Source organism: Sphingomonas radicis (genome assembly GCF_051400635.1).
Lineage (GTDB): Bacteria > Pseudomonadota > Alphaproteobacteria > Sphingomonadales > Sphingomonadaceae > Sphingomonas.
Genome location: NZ_JBLFFG010000001.1, coordinates 992,312 through 1,009,197, shown reverse-complemented (window position 1 = coordinate 1,009,197; position 16,886 = coordinate 992,312). Strand labels below are relative to the sequence as shown.

General features: G+C 69.4%; 18 protein-coding genes and 2 pseudogenes. 7 read left to right on the top strand and 13 right to left on the bottom strand.

What is annotated here, in order from left to right:
* Positions 1-18 precede the first annotated feature (18 nt).
* On the top strand, positions 19-1,146 hold the full coding sequence (gene prfB, locus ACMGDH_RS04640) for a peptide chain release factor 2 (protein ID WP_436826734.1): 1,128 nt from the start codon (positions 19-21) through the stop codon (positions 1,144-1,146).
* 23 nt (positions 1,147-1,169) lie between these two features.
* Complete coding sequence (locus tag ACMGDH_RS04635; protein ID WP_436827223.1) at positions 1,170-1,922, top strand: class I SAM-dependent methyltransferase; 753 nt, start codon at positions 1,170-1,172, stop codon at positions 1,920-1,922.
* Here the strand turns inward: ACMGDH_RS04635 and ACMGDH_RS04630 are convergent.
* Positions 1,908-2,309: a JAB domain-containing protein gene (locus ACMGDH_RS04630; RefSeq protein ID WP_436826733.1), complete on the bottom strand. Its 402-nt coding sequence runs from the start codon at positions 2,307-2,309 to the stop codon at positions 1,908-1,910. The two genes, ACMGDH_RS04635 and ACMGDH_RS04630, sit on opposite strands and share 15 nt — an antisense overlap.
* A gap of 107 nt (positions 2,310-2,416) precedes the next feature.
* Here ACMGDH_RS04630 and ACMGDH_RS04625 point away from each other — a divergent pair, with 107 nt between their 5' ends.
* From ACMGDH_RS04625 to ACMGDH_RS04610, 4 genes are read left to right on the top strand one after another with little or no spacing between them, the layout of a single operon-like run.
* Positions 2,417-3,211 (top strand): thymidylate synthase, encoded by a 795-nt coding sequence (locus ACMGDH_RS04625; protein ID WP_436826732.1) that lies wholly within the window; start codon positions 2,417-2,419, stop codon positions 3,209-3,211.
* A 6-nt stretch (positions 3,212-3,217) separates the two neighbouring features.
* Positions 3,218-4,057 (top strand): glutaminyl-peptide cyclotransferase, encoded by an 840-nt coding sequence (locus tag ACMGDH_RS04620; protein WP_436826731.1) that lies wholly within the window; start codon positions 3,218-3,220, stop codon positions 4,055-4,057.
* Positions 4,057-4,536, top strand: coding sequence for a dihydrofolate reductase (locus tag ACMGDH_RS04615; protein WP_436826730.1), 480 nt, complete (start codon positions 4,057-4,059; stop codon positions 4,534-4,536). The genes ACMGDH_RS04620 and ACMGDH_RS04615 overlap by 1 nt, the downstream gene beginning before the upstream one ends.
* Complete coding sequence (locus ACMGDH_RS04610; RefSeq protein WP_436826729.1) at positions 4,533-5,747, top strand: dipeptidase; 1,215 nt, start codon at positions 4,533-4,535, stop codon at positions 5,745-5,747. Before ACMGDH_RS04615 ends, ACMGDH_RS04610 begins: the two co-directional genes overlap by 4 nt.
* Positions 5,748-5,822: 75 nt before the next feature.
* Here ACMGDH_RS04610 and ACMGDH_RS04605 read toward each other — a convergent pair whose 3' ends face one another.
* Positions 5,823-7,148 (bottom strand): dihydroorotase, encoded by a 1,326-nt coding sequence (locus tag ACMGDH_RS04605; protein ID WP_436827222.1) that lies wholly within the window; start codon positions 7,146-7,148, stop codon positions 5,823-5,825.
* A gap of 44 nt (positions 7,149-7,192) precedes the next feature.
* On the opposite strand from ACMGDH_RS04605, the gene ygfZ reads away from it, so the two are divergent.
* Positions 7,193-7,948 carry a CAF17-like 4Fe-4S cluster assembly/insertion protein YgfZ gene (ygfZ, locus tag ACMGDH_RS04600; RefSeq protein ID WP_436826728.1) on the top strand — a complete coding sequence of 252 codons (756 nt, stop codon included), beginning with the start codon at positions 7,193-7,195 and terminating at the stop codon, positions 7,946-7,948.
* Between the two features lie 11 nt (positions 7,949-7,959).
* Here ygfZ and ACMGDH_RS04595 read toward each other — a convergent pair whose 3' ends face one another.
* From ACMGDH_RS04595 to ACMGDH_RS04545, 11 genes and pseudogenes are all read right to left on the bottom strand, one after another.
* The gene (locus tag ACMGDH_RS04595; protein WP_436826727.1) at positions 7,960-8,382 is read right to left on the bottom strand and encodes a nuclear transport factor 2 family protein; all 423 of its coding nucleotides are present in this window, start codon (positions 8,380-8,382) and stop codon (positions 7,960-7,962) included.
* Complete coding sequence (locus ACMGDH_RS04590; RefSeq protein WP_436826726.1) at positions 8,382-8,798, bottom strand: hypothetical protein; 417 nt, start codon at positions 8,796-8,798, stop codon at positions 8,382-8,384. Before ACMGDH_RS04590 ends, ACMGDH_RS04595 begins: the two co-directional genes overlap by 1 nt.
* Positions 8,770-9,279, bottom strand: a complete 510-nt coding sequence (locus ACMGDH_RS04585; RefSeq protein ID WP_436826725.1) for a Panacea domain-containing protein — start codon at positions 9,277-9,279, stop codon at positions 8,770-8,772. The genes ACMGDH_RS04590 and ACMGDH_RS04585 overlap by 29 nt, the downstream gene beginning before the upstream one ends.
* 362 nt (positions 9,280-9,641) lie before the next feature.
* Positions 9,642-10,766: an OmpA family protein gene (locus tag ACMGDH_RS04580; RefSeq protein ID WP_436826724.1), complete on the bottom strand. Its 1,125-nt coding sequence runs from the start codon at positions 10,764-10,766 to the stop codon at positions 9,642-9,644.
* A 108-nt stretch (positions 10,767-10,874) separates the two neighbouring features.
* Complete coding sequence (locus ACMGDH_RS04575) at positions 10,875-11,372, bottom strand: DUF2793 domain-containing protein (protein WP_436826723.1); 498 nt, start codon at positions 11,370-11,372, stop codon at positions 10,875-10,877.
* The gene (locus ACMGDH_RS04570; RefSeq protein WP_436826722.1) at positions 11,372-13,531 is read right to left on the bottom strand and encodes a phage tail protein; all 2,160 of its coding nucleotides are present in this window, start codon (positions 13,529-13,531) and stop codon (positions 11,372-11,374) included. Before ACMGDH_RS04570 ends, ACMGDH_RS04575 begins: the two co-directional genes overlap by 1 nt.
* A 2-nt stretch (positions 13,532-13,533) precedes the next feature.
* Positions 13,534-13,935 (bottom strand): peptidoglycan endopeptidase, encoded by a 402-nt coding sequence (locus ACMGDH_RS04565; RefSeq protein WP_436826721.1) that lies wholly within the window; start codon positions 13,933-13,935, stop codon positions 13,534-13,536.
* The gene (locus ACMGDH_RS04560) at positions 13,932-14,738 is read right to left on the bottom strand and encodes a phage/gene transfer agent baseplate hub protein (RefSeq protein ID WP_436827221.1); all 807 of its coding nucleotides are present in this window, start codon (positions 14,736-14,738) and stop codon (positions 13,932-13,934) included. The genes ACMGDH_RS04565 and ACMGDH_RS04560 overlap by 4 nt, the downstream gene beginning before the upstream one ends.
* A pseudogene (locus ACMGDH_RS04555) lies at positions 14,735-14,953 on the bottom strand (DUF2460 domain-containing protein); the annotation flags it as partial. The gene ACMGDH_RS04560 and the pseudogene ACMGDH_RS04555, both read right to left, overlap by 4 nt.
* Positions 14,949-15,980: pseudogene (locus ACMGDH_RS04550) on the bottom strand (phage portal protein); the annotation flags it as partial. The pseudogenes ACMGDH_RS04555 and ACMGDH_RS04550, both read right to left, overlap by 5 nt.
* Positions 15,981-16,173: 193 nt before the next feature.
* Positions 16,174-16,845, bottom strand: coding sequence for a spermidine synthase (locus tag ACMGDH_RS04545; protein WP_436826720.1), 672 nt, complete (start codon positions 16,843-16,845; stop codon positions 16,174-16,176).
* Between the last annotated feature and the right edge of the window lie 41 nt (positions 16,846-16,886).

Genomic DNA, 16,886 nt, shown 5'->3' with positions numbered 1-16,886 from the left:
GAAGATCCGGAGTAATTTATGCGCGCCGAAGCGCAGGCATATGTGGACAAGATCAACGGCGCGCTGGCGCTGCTGCGGCGCTCGCTCGACTGGGACCGCGCGCTGCGGCGGCTCGACGAGCTCAACGCGCGCGTCGAGGACCCGGCGCTGTGGAACGACGCCAAGCAGGCGCAGGACGTGATGCGCGAGCGCCGCCGGCTGGACGAGGCGGTCTCGGCCACGCGCGCGATCGAATCCGAGCTCAACGACACCGCCGAGCTGATCGAGATGGCCGAGGCCGAGGGCGACGAGGAGATGGCGTCGGACGGCACCGCCGCGCTCGCCGCGCTGGCCGATCGCGCCGAGAAGGACAAGGTGATGGCGCTGCTCTCGGGCGAGGCCGACGCCAACGACACCTATATCGAGATCAACTCGGGCGCCGGCGGCACCGAGAGCCAGGACTGGGCGGGCATGCTCCAGCGCATGTACACCCGCTGGGCCGAGCGCCACGGCTACAAGGTCGAGCTGATCGACTATCACGCCGGCGAGCAGGCGGGCATCAAATCGGCGACGCTGCTCGTCAAGGGCGAGAACGCCTATGGCTATGCCAAGACCGAGAGCGGCGTGCACCGCCTGGTGCGCATCTCGCCCTATGACAGCGCGGCGCGGCGCCACACCAGCTTCTCTTCGGTATGGGTCTATCCGGTGATCGACGAGAATATCGACATCGAGATCAACGACAGCGAGCTGCGCATCGACACTTATCGCGCATCGGGCGCGGGCGGGCAGCACATCAACACCACCGATTCGGCGGTGCGCATCACCCACTTGCCCACCGGCATCGTCGTCCAGTGCCAGAACCAGCGTTCGCAGCACAAGAACAAGGCCGAGGCCTTTAACCAGCTCCGCGCGCGCCTGTACGAGCGCGAGCTGGCCGAGCGTGAAGCCGCGGCCAATGCCCAGAACGCCAGCAAGACCGACATCGGCTGGGGCCACCAGATCCGCTCCTACGTCCTCCAGCCGTACCAGCTGGTGAAGGACCTGCGCACCGGCGTGACTTCGACCGCGCCGGGTGACGTGCTCGACGGGGCTCTCGACCCGTTCATGGCAGCTGCGCTATCCCAGCGCGTGACCGGCGAAACGGTCGAGGTGGAGGACGTCGATTGAGGCAAGCCCGCGCTCGCGCCTGGATGTTGCTCCCGCTGCTGCTGCTCGCAGCATGCGAGGGTGGGACGCGGGCCGAGAACGCGGAAAAGCGCGAGCCGCAAACCGGTTTTCCGGCGGCCGACCGACCGGTGGCGACGATCGTCTCGTCGCGCTGGTCGACCGAGGAGGCGCGCGACCGGCTCAACGAAGCCGAGCAGGTGATGGACCTGGCCGGGATCAAGCCCGGCATGACCGTGGCCGACATCGGCGCAGGTGAGGGCTATTACACGATCCGCCTCGGCCAGCGCGTGGGCGAGGAAGGGCGCGTCGTCGCCGAGGACATCGTTCCCGAAGTGATCGAGACGCTCGGCAAGCGCGTGCTGCAGGAGCGGCTCGACAATGTCAGCGTCCGGCTTGGCCTCCCCGCCGATCCGCGGCTGCCCGAGGCGAGCTTCCACCGCGTGTTCATGGTCCACATGTACCACGAGATCGCGTCCCCTTACGAATTCCTCTGGCGCCTGCGCCCGTCGCTGACGCCGGACGGGCAAGTGATCGTGGTCGACGCCGATCGCCCGACGCAGAACCACGGCACCCCGCCCGATCTGCTCAAGTGCGAGTTCGGCGCGGTCGGTTATCAGCTCGTCTCGATGCGGCCGATGCCCTCCGCCGGCGGCTATTTCGCGGTTTTCGAAGCGCGCGGGCCCCGGCCCGAACCGGGCACGATCAAGACCTGCCGATCGGGCTCCACCGCGGTGCCCGCCCGAGTCGATCCGAGCAAGGGCTCAGAGCAGCCCTAGCCGCCGGAAGCTGGTGACGCCGCCCGCGGTGATCACCAGATGATCGAGCAGCCGCACCTCGAGGGTCGCCAGTGCGCGCGAGAGGAGCCGCGTCGCCTCGCGGTCTGCCGCGCTGGGCGTGGCATCGCCGCTCGGATGGTTGTGCGCCATCACCACCGCCGCGGCATCGAGCGCCAGCGCATGTGCGGCAACCTCACGGATGTGGAGCGCGACATGATCCTGCGCATGTGATCGCGTGTGCCGCAGCCCCAGCAACCGGTGGTCGCGCGCCAGATACGCATAAGCCACCGTCTCGGTGCGCTGCCGTGCCAGCGGCGCGAAGAACGCCCCGGCCGCCCCGGCGTCGGTGAGGTGTCGCGACCTCGCGCATGGCTGGAGCAGAGGCATGGCCGAACATGACTCGGGCAGCTTGTCGCACGAAGCGCATCCCGATCCGTTCCGGAGCAAAGCCTGCAGTGCTTGGCGCGGGGCCCGGTCACCGCTAGGCTCGCGCTATGCGTCAGTATCTCGACCTCATGCAGCGCGCGCTCGATCACGGCGCGGAGACGATGGACCGCACCGGCACGGGCACCCGATCGGTGTTCGGTCACCAGATGCGCTTCGATCTGGCCCAGGGCTTTCCGCTGCTCACCACCAAGAAGCTCCACCTGCGCTCGATCATCATCGAGCTGCTGTGGTTCCTGCGCGGCGACACCAACGTCCGCTGGCTGCAGGAGCGCAAGGTGAGCATCTGGGACGAATGGGCCGACGAAGCCGGCGAGCTCGGCCCCGTCTATGGCAAGCAGTGGCGCGACTGGGAGGCGCACGACGGCCGCCACATCGACCAGATCGCCGAGCTGATCGAGACGCTCACGACCAACCCCGCCTCGCGCCGGATGATCGTCTCGGCGTGGAACCCGGGCGACCTCCACGCGATGGCGCTGGCGCCGTGCCACTGCCTTTTCCAGTGCCATGTCGCCAACGGAAAGCTCTCGCTCCAGCTCTACCAGCGCTCGGCCGATATCTTCCTGGGCGTGCCGTTCAACATCGCCAGTTACGCGCTGCTCACCCATCTGCTCGCCGAGCAGACCGGACTCGAGCCCGGCGAGTTCGTCTGGACCGGGGGCGATTGCCACCTCTATTCGAACCATCTCGATCAGGCGCGCGAGCAGCTCGCCCGCGCGCCCGGACCGCTCCCCCGGATCGAGATCCTGCGCAAGCCGCCGTCGATCGATGCCTATGAATATGAGGATTTCGTGATCCACGACTATGCGGCCCAGCCGCACATCAAGGCACCGGTGGCGGTCTGAGGGGTGATGCGCAACAAGCTGCTCTGGCTCGCCCTCGCCGTGATCCTGCTCCTCATCGCCGGCTGGCTGTTCCTCGCGCGCGGCGAGGCTGACGCTCCGCCGCAGGTCCAGTCGGTCGAAGTGGTGCGCAGCTATCCGCACGATTCGCTCGCCTTCACCCAGGGGCTGTTCTTCGCGGACGGCGCGCTGTTCGAGGGCACGGGCGAGGAAGGCACCTCGGGCATCCGCAAGGTGACGCTCGAAACCGGCGAGGTCACCGCCCAGCGCGATCTGCCGCTGCCCTATTTCGGCGAGGGGATCACCGGCTGGAAGGATCGCATCTATCAGCTGAGCTGGAAGGACCAGAAGGGCTTCATCTACGCGCGCAAGGATTTCGCCCCGCTCGGCGAGTTCGCCTATCAGGGCGAAGGCTGGGGGATCACCCATGACGGCAAGTCGCTGATCATGAGCGACGGCACGCCCACGTTGCGCTTCCTCGATCCCGAGACTCAGGCGCAGCAGCGGACGCTCACCGTCACCGCCGCCGGCTGCCCGGTCGACGAGCTCAACGAGCTCGAATGGATCGACGGGGAAATCTGGGCGAACATCTGGCGCACCGATCTGATCGCGCGGATCGATCCCGCCACGGGCAAGGTAAAGGCCTTCGTCGACGTGGCGGCGCTTGGCCCGCCAGCGCCGAGCGTGGACGAAGTGCCCAACGGCATCGCCTATGATGCCGCCGCCAAGCGCATCTTCGTGACGGGCAAGATGTGGCCCCAGCTCTATCAGGTCCGCCTCTCGGACGCCCCGCCTGCCGGCGTCGCCACCGATCAGGCCGAGGCGCTGATGCGCTGCGACCATCGCTGATGGCGCAGCGCATCACCTTCCACCTCGCGCGTGCCGACAATGGCGTGATCGGCCGCGACGGCAAGCTGCCCTGGCACCTCCCCGCCGACCTCAGGCGGTTCAAGGCGCAGACGATGGGCAAGCCGATGGTGATGGGCCGAAAGACTTTCGAGAGCTTCCCATCGCCGCTTCCCGGCCGCCGGCACATCGTCCTCACGCGCGATCATAACTGGAGCGCGGACGGGGCCGAAGTCGCGCACAGCCCGGCCGAAGCGCTTGCGCTCGCGGGTGAAGGGGAAGTGGCGGTGATCGGCGGCGCCGAAGTGTTCGCGCTGTTCACGCCCGATCGGATCGAGCTCACCGAAGTCCATGCCGCACCCGAGGGAGACGCGGTCGTTCCGCCATTCGGGGTTGAATGGCGTGAAGTTGCGCGCGAGGATTTCGCGGAAGAAGCGGGGCGCCCTGCCTATAGCTTCGTGACGCTGGAGCGGGTGGGATGAAAGCGAAGATCGCCTGGGGTCTGGGGTTTCTGGTGGGCGCGGCGCTCGCCATCTTCTTCCTGATCGCCCCGGGGCTGGTCGAAAGCGGAATGAACAAGGTCGTGGCGAGCCCGATGCCGCGCGTGACCGATTCCACCCGCGCGCTCCACGCGTCGCTCCAGATCGCCGACATGCACGGCGACACGTTGCTCTGGAAGCGCAGCGTGCTCACAGCCTCCGACCGCGGCCAGATCGATCTGCCCCGGCTGATCGAGGGCAATGTCGCGCTCCAGATCTTCTCCTCGGTCACCAAGACGCCCAAGGACCAGAACTACGATTCGAACGATGCGGACAGCGACAACATCACGCTGCTCACGGTTGCCCAGCTCCAGCCGGTGCGCACCTGGAACTCGCTGCTCGAACGCTCGCTATGGCACGCGGCCAAGCTGGACCGCGCTGCGGCAGCGTCGGGCGGCCAGCTCCGCGTGATCCGCACGCCCGCGGTGCTCGATACGCTGCTCGCCGAGCGCACGGCCGGACGGAAGACCGTGGGCAGCATGCTCTCGATCGAGGGGCTGCAGAACCTCGAAGGCAAGCTCGAGAACCTCGATCGCCTTCACGCTGCGGGTTTCCGCATGGCGGGTCTCGCGCATTTCTTCGACAATGAAGTCGCCGGCTCGATGCACGGCGTGAAGAAGGGCGGGCTCACCCCGCTCGGCCGACAGGTGGTGCAGCGGATGGAAGCGCTCGGCATGATCGTCGACGTCGCGCATTCGAGCCACCAGTCGGTAGCCGAAGTGTTGGCGATGGCGCGCCGCCCGGTGGTATCCAGCCACGGCGGGGTGCAGGCCACCTGCAAGGTCAACCGCAACCTCACCGACGACGAGATACGCGGCATCGCGCGCACCGGCGGGCTGATCGGCATCGGCTATTGGGATGCCGCGATCTGCTCGACCGCACCCGCCGAGATCGCCCGCGCGATCGCGCATGTCCGCGATCTCGTCGGCGTCGATCACGTCGGGCTGGGATCGGACTTCGACGGTGCAGTCACCACCGGCTTCGACACGTCGCAACTCGTGGCGGTCACCCAGGCGCTGGTCGACCGCGGCTTCACGCCCGACGAAATCCGCAAGGTGATGGGCGGCAACCTGCTCCGCCTGCTCCGCGCCGGGATCGCGCCCGCGCGGCTTAGTCCCTACCCCGTTCGCCCTGAGCTTGTCGAAGGGCGCTAGCCGAACGCGGTTCGCCCGCGGATAGACGCCCTTCGACAAGCTCAGGGCGAACGGCAGTAGTATGCTTAGGATTGATCAGCCGAACTCGACCGCCTCGAACCGCAGCGGTATGCCCGCCGCAGCGCTGGCGAGCTCGGCTTCCCACATCACGCGGTTGCCGCGGATGATCGTTCCTACCGGCTTGCCGGTCAGCGCCATGCCCGTGAACGGCGACCAGCCGCAGCGCGACGCGAGCCAGCTTTCCTCGATCGTCCAGCGCACATTGAGATCGACGACCGTGAAATCGGCGTCATAGCCCACGGCGATCCGCCCCTTGCCGACCAGCCCGAACACGCGCTGCGGCCCCGCGCTCGTCATGTCGATCAGCCGCTGGAGCGTCATCCGCCCCTCGGCGACATGGTTGAGCATCAGCGGCAGCAGCGTCTGGACGCCGGGCATGCCGCTCGGGCTCGCGGGATATTCCCTGGCCTTTTCCTCGATCGTGTGCGGCGCATGATCCGATCCGATCACGTCGGGCACGCCCTGGCGCAGCCAGTTCCACAACCCTTCGCGATGCGCGCGCGATCGGATCGGCGGGTTCATCTGCGCATAGCTGCCGAGCGTCGGATAGGCTTCCTCGCCCGCCAGCGTCAGGTGTTGCGGGGTGACTTCGCAGGTGGCGATATCCTTGTGCTGCCCCAGCAGCTCGAGCTCGGCGGGGGTAGTCACGTGAAGCACATGGATCCGCCGCCGCGCCTCACGCGCCAGCCGCAGGATCCGCCGCGTCGCCAGGATCGCGCTCTCGTCGTCGCGCCACACCGGGTGCGAGGCGGGATCGCCCGCCACCCGCTCGCCCAGGCGCGCGTTCATCCGGGCTTCGTCCTCGGCGTGGATCGCGACGCGCCGCTTTCCCGACGCGAGCACGCGCGCCAGCTCGCCATCCTCGGCCACCAGCAGATCGCCGGTCGAGGCGCCCATGAAGATCTTGACTCCCGCGGTCCCCGGCAGGCGTTCGAGCTCGGCAAGTTTCTCGGCATTGGCCGCAGTCGCGCCGACGTAGAAGGCGTGGTCGCACCACATCCGGTCCTTCGCGCGCGCGAGCTTGTCAGCGATCGCCGCTTCGCTGTCGGTATTGGGCTTGGTGTTCGGCATCTCGAACACCGCGGTGACGCCGCCCAGCACCGCCGCGCGGCTGCCGCTCTCCAGGTCTTCCTTGGCCTCCAGCCCCGGCTCGCGGAAATGGACCTGGGTGTCGATCACGCCCGGCAGCACGTCGAGCCCGGTGCAGTCGATCGTCTCGCCTGCGTCGCCCACGTCGCCGATCGCGACGATGCGCCCCGCAGTGACACCCACTTCGACTTCGGCAGGACCGCCGGGCAGGTGCACGCGCCCGCCCTTCAGCTTCAGATCGACGCTCGCCATAATCGCCTCTTTCACCGGAACCGCCTGCCTCCTACCTGTTCGGCATGAGCGACACCAGCCCGGCCACCCGGCTTTCCGACCGAGCCCTGATCCGCATCGCCGGCGAAGACGTCCGCGGCTTCCTCCAGGGCCTCGTCACGCAGGACCTCGCTGCGGTGACCATGGAGACTCCACAATGGGCCGGCCTGCTCACCCCCCAGGGCAAGGCATTGTTCGACTTCATACTCTGGGCAGAGGACGACGCGATCCTGATCGACTGCGAGGCCGCGCAGCGCGACGTGCTGATCCGCCGCCTGTCGATCTACCGCCTCCGCCGCCCGATCACGATCGAGCCTGTCGAAGGCGGCGTCCACTGGTCGCCCGATGGCGATCGCGGCGTGCCCGACCCGCGCCTCGCCGCGCTCGGCCGGCGCTGGCTCGGGCCGGGCGAAGGCGCCCCGGCAACCGGCTGGCTCGCCCACCGCCTCGCGCTCGGCGTCACCGAAGGCGTCGCCGAGCTCGGCCAGGACAAGACGCTGTGGCTCGAATGCAATGCCGAGGAGCTCAACGGCGTCAGCTATTCCAAGGGCTGCTATGTCGGCCAGGAGAATACCGCGCGGATGCACTATCGCGCCAAGGTCAATCGCCGGCTGGTGGTCGCCCCGCTCGGCGAGCCCGGCGACCGCACTCGCACCACCTATCCCGAGCTCGGGCTGATGGTCGAGCTTCGCCGCACCGAATCGCTGGGCGACGCGCTCGTGCCGGAGTGGCTGCGCGATTCGCTCGACAGGCCCGAGGCGCCCGCCGAAGCGGCAAACTGAGCGCCCGCGAATCAGCGGATCGGCGTGACCTGGATATAGGTGACGCGCCACTTGCCCCCGCTCCGCACGAAGGTGTCGGCGAACCGGAACCGGCTCGAGAAGCGCTTTCCTCCCGACGTACCGCTGAGCGTCGCTTCGGCGCTGACCACTGCGGCATCGGGCCCGAGCGGCACCACCACGCGGTCGGTCAGCACCACCGGATCGAACCGGTCGCCGGGCGCGGACCAGCCGGCGATGAACGCCTGTTTGTCCTGCCGCTTGCCGCTCGAATCGACGAAGACCAGCGTGTCCGCGACCATCTCCTCCAGCGCCGCGACGTCCTTGGCGAGCTGCGCACGGTCGAAGGCGTCGGCGAAGGCCAGCACATCCTGCTCCGCCTGGGGCGCTGCCCACGCGAGCAGCATGGCCGCCAGTGGCGCTGCTGCGAACGGCATCAGAACACGCCCTGCGGTGGATCGGGCGGCGGCGTGCGGAACAGGCCGCGCGCGATGAAGCCGACCAGCCCGATCGCGGCCACTGCCGTGCTGCCTACCAGCGTCGCCAGGATCTCCACCGGCAGCGCGAAGCCGCCCCAGCCGAAGCCGGAGGCAAGCACCATCAGCCCCACCGCTCCCGAATAGAATTGGAGATAGAGCAGGATGCGGCCCGCATAGGTTTTGCGCATCTGCCGATCGGCCTCGACGTTCTTGATCTGCGAGCGCGCCAGGCGGTTGCGCAGCCGCACCGTCTCCAGCTCCTCGCTTTCGAGCAGATCGTTGAGGTCCGGCCTGGTCTTCGCCTCGACCAGCGCCGCACCGGCTGCGATCGCGTCGAGCGTCGGCTCAGGCGGCTTGGCGGGAGGCAAGGTCAAGGAAATACTGCCGGATCTGGTCAGGAGCGATCTCCCGGAAACGCCCGCCGCCATCGGCATAGACATGAGTCCAGGGCGTATCGGGTTCGTGGGTGAGCGCGGAGAGCTTGAAGGCGTGGAAGCTCCCGTAGTTCCGATAGACGCTGTCGATGATCGCGCGCTCGTCGTCGTCGAGCTGCGCGCGCGCTGGCAGCGCCGCGGTTTGGTCGTCCAGCATCTCGGGCAGATATTCGCCCTTGCGGATCTCGCGCGTCACCGGCCGGCGGCCATAGGCCTTCAGCGCTTCCCAAAGGTCGCGGTAGACCGGGCCATAGTCCCACGCTTGCGGATCGTCGTGCGTCAGCTTCTCGCCGTTGATCGCCAGGTTCCAGCCGTGCGCGATATAGACGAGCTTCTGGAGCTGCATCTGGGTGAGCGCACGCCCTTCCTCCGCCGCGCGGCGGATGAACTCGTTGGCGATTTCAGCCGACCAGGCCGTCATGCTCCCGCTCCTTGGTTGCCGACCGCTATATAGGAACTCGTTGCGAAACGGAAACGCACGCGCACTTCGCCCGGTCCGGAGAGGCAAGCGATCCTATCCCATCGATTGCAACCGGACCGTCCCCGCAGCAACCCAATCCTCCCCCGCCAGGGGGAGGTGTCGCCGAAGGCGACGGAGGGGGAGGAAGCACGCCGCTCATGTTCTGGCATCCGCCCCCTCCGTCACGCTGCGCGTGCCACCTCCCCCTGGCGGGGGAGGATTGGATGGAAAGCTGCAAACGCCCTCCGCGGTCGACATACCAAAGAAAAAGGGAGGCCGGTTTCCCGACCTCCCCAATTCCAGTTCCGAAGAACCTGCGCGGCTTACATGCCCGAGCCGGGCCCGTAAGTGATTTCCACGCGGCGGTTCTGGAGCTCGCGGACGCCGTCGGCGGTCTCGACGCGCGGACGGCTTTCGCCGAATGCCTGGGTCGTGATCACACCGTCGCCGATGCCACGCGAAGTCAGGTAAGCGCGGACCGAGTCGGCACGACGCTGCGAGAGCCCGACGTTGTAGCTAGCCGAACCCGAACGGTCGGCGTGGCCCGCCAGCATGACCTGCGAGTTACCGCAGTTCTGATAGTTGCTGATGGCGTTGTCGAGGATGCTCGCGGCCTCCGGCGTGATGTCCGACTTATCCCAGTCGAAGAACACGATGTACGGTCCGGGCGTGCAGACCACCGGCGGCGGGGTCGGCGTGGGCTCCGGAGTCGGAGTCCAGGTCGGCTCGGGTGCCGGCGGCGGGGGCGGAGGAGCTTCTTCCGGCGCACCGAAGTTGAAGATCACACCACCCAGAATGCTGTGCGACCGGAAACGGCCATACCATTCGCGGCCCGCGGTATCGACCAGCGTCACGCCCGGGGCGTTGAAGAAGCGATACTTGAGCGAGACGTCGATGTTGTCCGACAGCGGTGCACGCACACCGGCGATACCCTGCCATGCGACGACCGTGTCCGAGTCGTCCAGGAAGTCGCCAGCCGTGGTCAGGCCGATGCGGTTCTTTACGCGCGCAACGCCGAGGCCCGGGCCGATGAAGCCCTGGACGCCGTCGTCATCGCCGAAGTCCCACAGGCCGTTGACCATGAAGCTGAGCACAGACGACTTGCCACCGGCATAGTCGAATTCGCCCGGCCCGATCAGGCCGATGCCACCGCCCGTGGTCGGGGTGGTGGTGCCGCTGCGGAACGAGTCCACGTTGGCAGCGCGATAGCCGACTTCCGCTTCGAGACGGAACGGCCCCATGTCGTAGCCGACAACCGCATCGGCGTCGTAGCCATAGCGCTTGTGGTCCACGGTCGCGACGTCGATCAGACCGCCGACATCGAAATCGATATCTTCGACGATCATCACACCGCCTTCGACGCCCACGTACCACGCATTATCGCGGGCGAGGGCGGGCGTGCTCAGCGCGGTGGTCGCAAGCGCCAATGTAACGGCAAGCTTCCGCATCTTAATCCCCTTTCTTGGTTGTCACTACGGACAGCGACAAACTCACTACCGAAACGAAAGTTTCCGCGCAAGCGCACAAATCGGCCACTGTTGCATTAACGTCACAGTTTAATCACTCGCGATAAGCCCATGTGAACGCAATGCTTCCAGCAGCGCAACGATCGCCGTTCGCGCTTCGCCATCAACCACCATCCCTCCCGCGGGTTCCGGGATCGCCGGGCTCCGAATGCCAACCACTTGTTGTCCCTCGACAAATAATTTGCCGTGCGCTTCGCCGAGCCGCCACTCCCCGTCCGCGAACAGCGCGAAGCCGCGCGCGAGGCCGAGCCACAGCCGCATGCCCTCCTGCGGCGCGACGAAACGCCAGCCACCAGCCGTCCACCCCGCCACGCAGCGGGCACGCCCCGCCCATTCGCCGCTCGGCGCAGTGCCGACGATCCAGCAATCGCCCGGTTGGGGGTCGGCGGGTGGCGCGTCGAGCGGCCCGTCGGCCGATCCCTGCACGGCGATATCGAGCAGTGCCAGGGCCTCGTTGTGAAACATCTCTTTCTGCGCCTGGCCGGGTTCGAGCAGCGGCAGCGCCAGTCGCGGTGTAGGTTCGGTCATCAGCTTTCTCCCATCGGCGTCACGATCAGCGCGGCGGCGGGCGAGAGGCCGCGCGCGCCGATCTGGCGGACTTCGATCGCCGCACCGGCCGCGTGTTCGGCGGGCGTCAGCTCCAGCTGCGGCACGGCCGTCTCCACGATTCGGCTCGTTCCATCGGCAAGGATCGTCACGCGATAGCGCTCGGTCTCCTCGCCCAGCGGCGCGTCGACACCGTCGATCCAGTCCCAGCCGGTGCGGCTTCGCCGGACCCAGCGGATCGTGCCGCCGCCGTCCGCATGCGGCGCGAAGGCGAGCTGCGCGGGCGCCGGCGGCAGCACCGAAATCCCCGTGATCGCCGCCTCGGCCTCGGCGGCGCCACTGTCTCCGGAGCCCTGCCCCAGCAGGCGCACCGTCCCGCCGAGCGACGCCGCCGAAAGATCGAGCACCGCCATTGTCTCTGCGCGCAGGAGCACGAAACGGTCGCCCGCTGCCTGCGTCCCCGCTGCCGCCTCGGTTCCGCGGCGTCCGCGCCACAGCCCGCTCAGCTGCCAGTGATTGCCGCCGATCGGCGTGGCGCGCGCGAACTGGATCAGCTCGTCGCCGATCAGCGCCAGATTGGCTCCCGCGGCCATCGCCGCTTCGTCCGCGTCGCCCAGCATCATCTCGTCATGCGCCAGCTCGATCTCGATCCCGTGAATCCGGTCGACCAGCGTCGCAGGCGCGGGCCCTGGCGGCACGATCAGCGTGCCGAGCACCGCCGGAGCCGCGGTCATGCCCGCTTCGCTCCAGCTCTGCCCGCCGTCGCTGCTCAGTAGCAGCGCGGCGCTGCGCCACCCTGCCGCGCTCCCTGCCGCCGCCACGCCCAGCCGCGGCGTCGCCGCTGGCGTGTCGCCCAGCGGCGGCAGCTCGAAGGCATGAAGGATCGTCGTCCCGAGCAGCCGGTCGGGCGCCCCCAGCACGCGTCCCGGGCTCGCCGGCACGGGGGCGGGCGCCGGTGCAACGGGCACGCATTCGAGCGCGACCACCATCGCCTCCAGCGACCAGCGGTCGACGCGCCATACGCCCGGCGCGCCTGCGATCGTCACCCGCTCGCCCGGCCGCACCGCCATCGCGCGCCAGGGCAGCGTCACCGTCCGCCGCTCGCGTTCGAGCTCGAGCCGCGCCAGGGTGCCCTCGGCAATCGCCTTGGCGCCCGAAGCATCGACCGCCGCCGCCAGCTCGAGCCGCAGCTCGCGCATCCCGGCGCCCGACCGCGCTGCCCGCTGGATGCCTGCCTGATGATCGCGCGCCGGATCATAATGGCTGAGCGAAACCAGCGACGGCACGCTCTCCGCCGATGCGATCGAGCGTTCTTCGCGCGCACGCCCGCGCGTGCTGATCTTCTGGTCTTCCACCGCCACCGCCGCGCCGGTTCCCGCCAGCAGCGTCAGCCCCTCGCTGTCATTGCGGAACCAGCCGCCCGCCGCCCCGGCCAGCGTCTCGACGGCCGCGCGAACGCTCGTGCCCTGCGCGGCGAAGCCGGTGAGCGCGGGCCCTCCCGCAGCGGCCACCGCCCCGCCGGCAAGCGCCTCGATCACACTCCCCGCCGCCACCGCCCCGGCATCGGCGATCACTTCGAAGCTCAGCGAAGGGATGCGATTGCCGAAATCGGCAAGCTCCAGATTCTCGAACACGGCATAGGCGATCCCGCGATGCGCAGGCGCGAGCCCCGGTCCTTCCGCCGATGCGATCAGCGGATCGGGCATCTGCGCCTCGCCGCCCAAATGCAGCCGAAAGCCGGTGCGCACCTTGAAGTCCCCCGCCGCGCCGCGCAGCAGCTTGCCGTCCGCCCAGATCCGCCCCACGCGCAGGATCGGCCGGCCCGAGAGCGCAACTGCGAATGACGCCGTATAGCTATAGCTCGTGGTCGTAGGCCGGCCCTTGCCGCCCTGGCTGCTGCGGTGCTCGACCAGATCGGTCGCCCAGATCACCGAACCCGCGATGCGCATCGTCCCGAACACCTTCGGGATCTGCGTGCCATAGGAGGATGTCTGCACCCGCAGCTCGGCCAGCCGCGGCCCTTCGCGGCCCTTGGGCTTGAAGAACAATTCGCGGTCGATCGCATTGCCCGCCGCCGCGCCGATCGCAGCGCCCAGCGGACCGAACATCCCGCCGACCGCGGTCAGCACCAGAGTCGCCATCGTCAGTCCTCCCCCAGCCGCCAGCGCCCGATCACCGGCCAGGGCGGCTCCCCCGGCCGTTCGACCACGCGCCGCAGCATCGCGTCGGCGTGGATGATCCCGTTCCCCGTATCGACCGCGAAGTGGAGCTGCCCCGGCCCTGCCGCCAGCAGCAGCAGGTCCCCCGCCCTGGGCGCGCGCCCCTCCACCAGCCCCGCTGCCAGCAGTGCCGCCCGCACCCGCACCGCATCGCCGCTGCGCAGCGCATAGCCGCTCGGCACGAAACCTTCCCAACCCGCGGCCTGCAGCGCCAGCGCCGCCAGCCCCAGGCAGTCGAGCCCGCTCGTTCGCTCACGCCCATGCAGCCGGAACCGCACTCCCACCGCGCTCCGCGCTGCCGCCAGCGCGCGTGCTCCCGGCGTCATGCGCCCGGGTAGCGCGTCAACAGGTCGATGCCCGGCAGATAAGGCTCGCCGCGAAAATTGAGGGCGTTGCCGAACCGTCCCGCGCAGGTCGCCAGGCTCTTGTCGCATCCCTCGATCAGCTCGACGAGCGCGCCGGCGCCTTCGAAGCGCGGTGCCCGCCGCAGCGTCACGCTCGCCCCCTCGGACCGCGCGACGGCATCCTCCAGCCCCGAATTCGCCCCGCCGAACCAGCGCAGCCGTCCCCCGCCATAGGCATTCGCCACCGGCTCCGCCCGGTCGAGCGTCACCACCGCGTCGGCCACCGACACCACCCGCGCGAACCGCCGCCGCCCGGCCATCGCCACCCGGCACCGCCGGTCGCCCAGCTCGGCGCGGCATTCGGGCGAAGTCTCCTCCACCACCGGCCGCTCGAGCGCCGAGGCCGCGCCGCGCAGCTCGGCGGTCAGCATGCCCCCCGCCATCTCGACTGCGCCGATCGTCCCCTCGCTCAGCGCCGCCCGCTCCCCCGGCGCGCGCCAGTCGATCGCGAACAAGGTCACCCGCGCCCCGTCCCAGCGCCCCGCGAGCAAGTCGCGCTCGGAGATCGCCGCGCTGGTCAGCGCACCCGTCACATCCATGCTGTCGGCATCCAGCCCTGCGCCGCGCACGATCGCGCTCGGCGTCATCCCCGGCGCCGCGCGATAGACGAGCCCGTCGATCCCCAGGTCGCGGTCATGCGCCGTGAGCCCGATCGTCACCCCATCGCGCCGCTCCACCCGCCAGCACAGTGCGACCGTGGTGAGATCCCCGTCGAGGAAGCTCATTCCCGCACCTCCACCAGCGGCACGCTCGGCGCCGCCCCCGCCAGGAAGGTCGCGCGGCTCACGCTCAGCCGGTCCTCGGCGAAGCGCACCGGCACGTCGAAGGCGAAGCTCGCCGTCACCGCCGCCCCCGCCGCGGGCGGTGCATCGAGCGTCACCACGCCCCCTGCCCCCAGCGAAAACGCCACTTCCACGCCGTCCACTTCCACCCGCGCGGTCCTCGGCCAGCGCCGTCACTCGGTCGACATCCACCGCCAGCGCCGCGTCCGGAAACCACCCCGAAAGCCCCTGCGCCAGAGCGTCGAGGATCCGTGCCGCCAGCGGCAGGATCGCCAGCCGCCACAGCGCCCGGTTGGCCTCGCGGTAGTTGGCATAGGCAGCGTCGCCCGGCAGCCCCATCAGCGCCGGGGGCACGCCGAACGCCAGCGCGATCTCGCGCGCCGCCGCCGCCTTCAGCCCCACGAAATCCATGTCCGCCGGGCTCAGGCTCATCGCCTGCCATCTGAGCCCGCCCTCGAGCAGCATCGGCCGCCCGGCGTTGCCCGCGCCCGCGAACCCCGCCTCCATCTCGGCGCGCAACCGCTCGAACTGGTCGGGCGCCAGCGCACTCCCGTCGCCGGGGTCATAGACCAAAGCGCCCGAGGGCCGCGCCGCGTTGTCGAGCAGCGCCTTGTTCCAGCGCGTCGCGGCATTGTGAGTCGCGATCGCCCCGGCCGCCGCGGCCAGGCACCCCAGCCCATAATGATCGTCGAGCGGCGAAAAGGCCTTGATGTGCACCACCGCCGGCCGCCCGCCCGCATCCTCCGCCGCCAGCCGCGCCACATGCGCGCCCACCCGGTAGCGGTACGCCACCGGCCAGCCCGCCGCATCGGCCTCCACGCACACGCGGTCGGGCCGGAGCGCAAACAGCTCGCGCACCGCGCCGGCGCTGTCGGCCAGTATCTGCACATAGGCATTGCCGTGGAGCAGCAGCTGCGCCGCTACGCTCTCGACCAGCACCTGCCCGCCGCTGCGCGCGCGCACCAGCGCCACCAGCGCCGGATCGCTCCCCGTCAGCGGCGCCCCGCCCACCCCTTCGCTCACCAGCCTGACCGCGCGCTGCGCCACCGCATTGCGGCAATAGCCCTCGCGCACCTGCGCCTCATAGCTCAGCGGCCATTCGCCCTGCGCGAACAGCCCGCCGCCATGCGACAGCGCCGGCCGCGCCTGGCCGCGCCCCGCGGCCTTGCGTCCGAACCATTTCATCCATTTCCCTTTCGCTCAGAGATTCTCGGCGCAGCCGCGCACTCTCCCCTCCATGCTTGCAGGGAGGGGCCGGGGGTGGGTGCGCGCGTCTGCGCGCCCAAAAGACTCAAATGCTGTCCGGCAAAAAACAGCAGGGGCGAGGCATCGAGCCTCACCCCCGCTAACACCCTTTCAGGGAGGGGCGGTATTCAGGTCACCGCCCCGTAGCGAACCAGATCACGTGCCGCGGCCCCTTGCCGCTCTGCCGCGCGCGCACCGCGACTTCCTCGACCGCGAACCCGGCATCCTTCAGCCGCCGCGCGAAGCGCGCATCGGGCGCTGCCGACCACACCGCCAGCACGCCCCCGGGCCGCAGCGCCGCCTTCGCCGCCGCCAGCCCCGCCATCGCATAGAGCCCGTCGTTCGCCGCGCGGGTCAGCCCGTCGGGCCCGTTGTCCACATCGAGCAGGATCGCGTCATAGCCACCGCGCCCGTCACGGATCGCCGCGCCCACGTCGCCCAGCACCACCCGCACCCGCGGATCGTCGAGGCACCCCGCCGCCAGCTCGGCCATCGGCCCGCGCGCCCAGTCGATGATCTTGGGCACCAGCTCGGCGACGGTCACCCGCGCATCCGCCCCCAGGTCCTTCAGCGCCGCGCGCAGCGTGAACCCCATGCCGTATCCGCCGATCAGCAGGTGCGGCGCCCTGGCCGCGCCCAGCCGCGCGATCGTCATTTCGGCCAGCGCTTCCTCGGACCCGCTCATCCGGCTGTTCATCAGCTCGTTGCGCTCGAGCACGATCATGAAGTCGCCCCCGCGCCGAAACAGCCGCAGCGGCTCCCCGCCCGGCACCTCGGCCGTATCGATCAATTCGCGCGGGACCATCATGCCTCCTGGAGTCGCGTGCGGCCCTACACGAATGGCGC